This is a genomic window from Streptomyces botrytidirepellens, from assembly GCF_003721215.1.
Classification (GTDB): Bacteria; Actinomycetota; Actinomycetes; order Streptomycetales; family Streptomycetaceae; genus Streptomyces; species Streptomyces himastatinicus.
Genome location: NZ_RIBZ01000661.1, coordinates 1 through 5,662 on the forward strand (window position 1 = coordinate 1; position 5,662 = coordinate 5,662).

3 protein-coding genes are annotated in these 5,662 nt (G+C 72.6%); all 3 read left to right on the forward strand.

The features are described from left to right. The first annotated feature begins 796 nt into the window (after positions 1-796). The 3 genes from EEJ42_RS34980 (at position 797) to EEJ42_RS34990 (ending at position 5,624) form a co-directional block, all read left to right on the forward strand. Positions 797-1,723, forward strand: coding sequence for a 4-(cytidine 5'-diphospho)-2-C-methyl-D-erythritol kinase (locus tag EEJ42_RS34980; protein WP_246097576.1), 927 nt, complete (start codon positions 797-799; stop codon positions 1,721-1,723). A gap of 46 nt (positions 1,724-1,769) precedes the next feature. Next, positions 1,770-3,593: an ABC-F family ATP-binding cassette domain-containing protein gene (locus EEJ42_RS34985; RefSeq protein ID WP_123106229.1), complete on the forward strand. Its 1,824-nt coding sequence runs from the start codon at positions 1,770-1,772 to the stop codon at positions 3,591-3,593. Positions 3,594-3,836: 243 nt separating this feature from the next. Beyond that, positions 3,837-5,624 (forward strand): hypothetical protein, encoded by a 1,788-nt coding sequence (locus EEJ42_RS34990; RefSeq protein ID WP_123106231.1) that lies wholly within the window; start codon positions 3,837-3,839, stop codon positions 5,622-5,624. Positions 5,625-5,662: the final 38 nt, after the last annotated feature.

Below are 5,662 nucleotides of genomic sequence, written 5' to 3' on the forward strand. Positions count from 1 at the left end.
CGCCCCTTCCCGAAACCGGGGGACACCCCCGGACCCCCAAACTTCGGGGCTCCGCCCCGCACCCCCTCCGGGGCGGCGCCCCACGCCTTGTCGGGCGCTGCGCCCCGGACCCTGCCGGGTCTGCGTCACCCGGGCTTCGTTTCGAGGCTGGGCCCCACGGCTTGCCGGCGCTGCGCTCGGGGCCCTGTTTCGGGCTCCGTCCGCGCCTTGCCGGGGCTGTGCCCCAGGCTCCCGTTTCGGGGCTCTGCCCCGCACCCTGCCGGGGCTGCGTCCCCGGGGCTTCGTTCCGGGGCTTGCCGGGTCGGCACTCCGGACCCCTTCGGGGCTGCGCCCTGCCCCCTGCCGGGGCTGGGTCCCGGGCCCCTGCTTCGGGGCTGCGCCCTGCCCCCTGCCGGGGCTGGGTCCCGGGCCCCTGCTTCGGGGCTCCGTCCCGCGCCCTGCCGGGGCTGTGCTCCGGGCCCCGGCGACTGGGCTGCGTCCCGGGCCCTCGTTTGAGCCTGCGCCGCAGGCATTGCTGGGGCTGGCCCCGCCCCTTCGCTTCCCGAACCCCGCGCCGGGCCCCGCTCCTCAAGCGTGCCGGAGGGCCGGGGTCCGAGGCGGAGCCCCGCCACGCGGCGGAGCCGCATATCGGATGCTGCGGGAAGGGGCGGGGTGGGGAACAGCCCGCCGCAGGCACCCGAAACGCGGCGGGTCCGCGCATCGGATGCCACGGGAGGGGCGCCCCGTCGTAGGGGGCTCGGGGGCAGGCGCGACAATGGCCGCATCGGACACCCGACCACCCTCCCCAAGGAGCCCCGTGACCCGCCCCGTGACCGCCCGCGTTCCCGCGAAGGTCAATGTTCAGCTCGCGGTCGGCGGCCGACGCCCCGACGGCTTTCATGACCTGGCCAACGTCTTCCTCGCCGTAGGGCTCCACGACGAGGTCACGGCCACCCCCGCCGAAAGCCTCCGCGTCACCGTCGAGGGCACCGACGCGCCGCACGTCCCCACCGACCACACGAACCTCGCCGCCCGCGCGGCGATCGCGCTCGCCGCGCGCCACGGCATCGCGCCGGACGTGCATCTGCACATCACCAAGGACATCCCCGTCGCGGGCGGCATGGCGGGCGGCAGCGCGGACGCCGCCGGGGCCCTGGTGGCGTGCGACGCGCTGTGGGGAACGAAGACCAGCCGCACCGAACTGCTGGCGCTCTGCGCCGACCTGGGCAGCGACGTCCCGTTCAGCCTGGTCGGCGGCGCGGCCCTCGGCCGTGGCCGGGGGGAGCTGCTGACGCCGCTGGAGACGGGCGGGACGTTCCACTGGGTGTTCGCCGTCGCGGACGGCGGCCTGTCCACCCCGGCCGTGTACCGGGAGTGCGACCGCCTCCGGGAGGAGACGGGGGCGGGCGCGACCGTGGACGACGTCCCCGACCCGGAGCCGTCCGAGGCGCTGCTCACGGCCCTGCACACCGGCGACCCGGCCGCGCTGGCTGCCGCCGTGACCAATGATCTCCAGCCCGCCGCGCTGTCCCTGCGCCCGGCGCTCGCCGAGACGCTGCGCGCGGGCGCGGACGGGGGCGCGCTCGCCTCCCTGGTGTCCGGCTCGGGCCCGACCTGCGCGTTCCTGGCGAAGGACGCGGAGGCCGCCCAGGACGTGGCCACGGCGCTCGCGGCGTCCGGCACCTGCCGCACCGTGCGGACGGCGTCCGGCCCGGCGCCCGGGGCGACGGTCACCACTCCCTGACCGCGACTACCCTGGGACGTCGATCGATCCGCGAAACAGGAGTGTGATGGCCACCAACTTGGTCAACGTCGAAGCCGTCGGCAAGGTGTACGGCACCCGCGCGCTGCTGGACGGCGTGTCCCTCGGGGTCAACGAGGGCGACCGGATCGGCGTCGTCGGCCGCAACGGGGACGGGAAGACCACGCTCATCCGGATCCTCGCCAAGCTCGAACCCGCCGACGACGGCCGCGTCACCCACGCCGGGGGCCTGCGGGCGGGCGTGCTGACCCAGCACGATTCGCTCGACCCCGCCGCGACCGTCCGGCACGAGGTGATCGGCGACCTCGCCGACCACGAGTGGGCGGGCGACGCCAAGATCCGGGACATCCTCACCGGGCTCTTCGGCGGCCTCGACCTGCCCGCCTTCCCGCAGGGCCTGGACACCGTCATCGGCCCGCTGTCCGGCGGCGAGCGCCGCCGTATCGCGCTCGCCAAGCTGCTGATCGCCGAACAGGACCTGATCGTCCTGGACGAGCCGACGAACCACCTCGACGTCGAGGGCATCTCCTGGCTGGCCGGTCATCTGCGGGCGCGCCGCTCGGCGCTGGTGGTCGTCACCCACGACCGCTGGTTCCTGGACCAGGTCTGCACCCGCATGTGGGACGTGCAGCGCGGCGCGGTGCACGAGTACGAGGGCGGCTACAGCGACTACGTCTTCGCCCGGGCCGAACGCGAGCGCATCGCCGCCAGCGAGGAGGCCAAGCGGCAGAACCTGATGCGCAAGGAGCTGGCCTGGCTGCGCCGCGGCGCCCCGGCCCGCACCAGCAAGCCGCGCTTCCGCATCGAGGCGGCGAACGCGCTGATCGCGGACGTCCCGCCGCCGCGCGACAGCGCCGAGCTGATGAAGTTCGCGAACTCCCGCCTCGGCAAGACGGTCTTCGACCTGGAGGACGTGACCGTCACCGCCGGGCCGAAGGTGCTGCTCAAGCATCTGACCTGGCAGTTGGGGCCCGGCGACCGGATCGGCCTGGTGGGCGTGAACGGCGCGGGCAAGACGTCGCTGCTGCGCGCCCTCGCCGAGGCCGCGCGCAGCGAGGGCGAACGGCAGCCCGAGGGCGGCCGGATCGCCGTCGGCAAGACCGTGAAGCTCGCGTACCTCTCGCAGGAGGTCGCCGAACTCGACCGGAACCTGCGCGTCCTGGAGGCCGTCGAGCAGGTGCGGCAGCGCGTCGACCTGGGCAAGGGCCGGGAGATGACCGCGTCCCAGCTGTGCGAGAAGTTCGGCTTCACCAAGGAGAAGCAGTGGACGCCGGTCGGCGATCTGTCCGGCGGTGAGCGGCGGCGGCTCCAGATCCTGCGGCTGCTGATGGACGAGCCCAATGTGCTGTTCCTGGACGAGCCGACGAACGACCTGGACATCGAGACCCTGACCCAGCTGGAGGACCTCCTCGACGGCTGGCCGGGCTCGCTCGTGGTCATCAGCCACGACCGGTACTTCCTGGAGCGCACCACCGACCGGGTGCTCGCCCTGCTGGGCGACGCGACGTTGCGCATGCTGCCGCGCGGGGTGGACGAGTACCTGGAGCGGCGGCAGCGGGCGCTGGCCGCGGCGACGCCGGGCCCGGCCGCCTCCGGCAAGCAGAAGGCCGCGGAGGCGCCGTCCGGCGGGCAGCGCTCGGCGGCCGAGCAGCGTGCCGCGAAGAAGGAACTCCAGAAGATCGAGCGGCGGCTGGACCGCATCAGCGATCAGGAGTCCACGCTGCACGCCCAGATCGCCGAGGACGCCACGGACTTCACCCGGGTCGCCGAGCTGGACGCCAAGCTGCGGGAGCTGACGGGGGAGCGGGACGAACTGGAGACCCGCTGGCTGGAGCTGGCCGACGACGCCTGAGCGGACGGCGTGTGAGGGCCGACGACGCGTGAGCAACAGTCGCGTCACGGGCCGGTCTCAGCTGCTCGATAGATGGGAACCGGCCCGTGGCTTGTCATGACCGGGTGATACAAAGAACTCCCGCCTTGCCCTGCTGCTCACCGGCGGGTCGCATGTCCGATTCACTCCATCCCGGCGGGTTCCGGCCGCCGGGATAGCGGGGGAGGTCGAGTCGGTCCATGGGCTCGCTTCAAAGGAATACCCATGTCACAGCCGCCTCCGCCGCCGAATCAGCCGCCGCAGGGCGGCTTCGGCGCGCCTCAGGAGCCGAGTTACGGCTATCCGCAGCAGCCGCCCGTACCGCCTCCGCCGCCGCCGGGCCCGCCGTCGCCACCGCCGCAGCCGCCTCAGACACCCCCGCAGGGCGCGGGTGGTTACGGCTACCCGGGGCAGTCGGTGCACGCGGAGCCCACCCAGGCGGCCATGCCGTCCCCATACCAGCAGCAGTACGGACAGCAGCAGTACGGGCAGCAGTCCTACGGCCAGCAGCAGTACGGCCAGCAGGGCTACGGCTACCCGCCCCAGCCGCAGTACCCCGGCGGCCCGGGCCAGGGCGGCGGCCCCGGCGGCGGCAAGTCCAAGCAGCGGATGATGGTCATCGTCGGCGCGGTGGTCGCGGTCGCGCTGGTCATCGGCGGCGGCATATGGTTCGCCACCAGCGGCGGTGGCGACTCCGACGACCAGGCCAAGGGCAAGGGCAAGGAGACCAGCCAGGGCAGCACGGGCGGCACCGAGAACAAGCCCGCCCCGAAGACGGTCAACGCCCGACTGCTCAACAAGCTCCCCATGCCGAAGGTCGACGACCAGGTCACGGTCGAGGGCATGTGGACCGTCGGCGACACCTTCGTGAAGGCCGGGGTCAACAAGATCGACGGCTATCCGCTGGACGGCGGCGCCGCGAAGTGGTCGATTCCCCTTGCCGGTGCGGTCTGCTGGTCCTCGGAGCACGTCTCCAAGGACGGTCTGACCGCGGTCCTCTACCAGGAGACCAAGCCGACCAAGGAGGACGAGTACCCGAGCTGCAACCAGGTCGCGCTGCTGGACCTGAAGAACGGCAAGATGCGGTGGCACCGGGACATCAGTGAGGCGGACGAGAAGGTTCCCTTCGACGAGGTGACCTTCGGCGGCGGCACGGTCGCCGCGGGCGGCACCAGCGGCGGCGCCGCCTGGTCGACGTCGGGCAAGCAGCTGTGGAAGCCGCAGGCCACCGGCGACTGCGAGGACCGCGGCTACGCGGGCAGCGAGACCAAGCTGGTCGCGGTGCGCCAGTGCGGGCAGTACGACAACCCGCAGATCCAGGTCCAGACGCTGAACCCGAAGACGGGCGCGGTGAAGTCTGCGTACAAGGTGTCGCAGGGCATCGACTACGTGCACATCGCGTCCACCGACCCGCTGGTGATCGGGCTCGACGCGGGCGACTCGACCGGCTCCGGGGTCTCCGACTTCCTGTCCATCGACGACAGCGCCAAGGCCGGTACGGTGCGCGCGAAGATCAGCACCGAGAACGGCAAGTACCAGGCCAAGTGCCCCTCGACCAGCGTCGAGGGCTGCCGCCAGATCGCCGTCAGCAAGTCGGCCGACGCCCTCTTCCTGGGGTCGGAGGACCGCAACAGCTACGACAGCACCACCACGGCCAACGAGATCGTGGCGTTCAGCCTGTCGACCGGCAAGCCGGTCGGCAAGACGGACGGCGTCAAGCGGGCCGCGATGACCCCGCTCGGCCTCGACGAGGACGGCTTCGTGCTCGCCTACCAGGAGAGCACCTTCGACGAGGGCGGCGCGGTGTGGCGCATCGACCCCAAGTCGTACGAGAAGGCGAAGCTGTTGCAGAACCCGGCCGACAGCGGGGAGATGGAGTCGAAGTTCAGCCCCAGCTACTCGGAGATCATCTACTCCGGCCAGCGGCTGTACATGAGCACCGTCTACGCCGACAAGCCCTCCGGCTCGTACGACAAGGACGACCCGCTGGCCATCATCTTCGGCGGCAGTTGACCCCCACCGGCGCCATGCCTCGGCGGCCCCGCCCGTAC